Source organism: Pseudoduganella ginsengisoli (genome assembly GCF_009720865.1).
Lineage (GTDB): Bacteria > Pseudomonadota > Gammaproteobacteria > Burkholderiales > Burkholderiaceae_D > Rugamonas > Rugamonas ginsengisoli.
In genome coordinates this window covers 1-255 of record NZ_WNLA01000123.1, presented here as the reverse complement: position 1 = coordinate 255, position 255 = coordinate 1, and the positions used below count along the sequence as shown (strand labels likewise).

The 255-nt window shown below is 60.8% G+C and carries 1 protein-coding gene; it reads right to left on the bottom strand.

Features of this window, described 5'->3' with window-relative positions:
* Positions 1–255, bottom strand: a 255-nt coding sequence (locus tag GM668_RS31990) for an Ig-like domain-containing protein (RefSeq protein WP_170305941.1), incomplete at both ends; no start/stop codon positions are given.

Genomic DNA, 255 nt, shown 5'->3' with positions numbered 1-255 from the left:
TGCCGCCATCGGAAGAACTGAGCGAGGCAATGGAACCGTTGGCCACCGTCAGGTCGGCCGTGGTCAATCCCGTCACCGCTTCGCTGAACGTGATGGTGACGGTGGCCGTTTCGCCTGCTTTCAATGCAGTATCGGACAGCCCAATGGTAGCGGTGGGCCGCAGGGTATCGATAGTGTAGTTCGACGAACTGGCCGTGCCGCTGCCGGTATTGCCATCGCTGTCGGCGACGCCTGTCTTGTCGAGCGTGATGACAT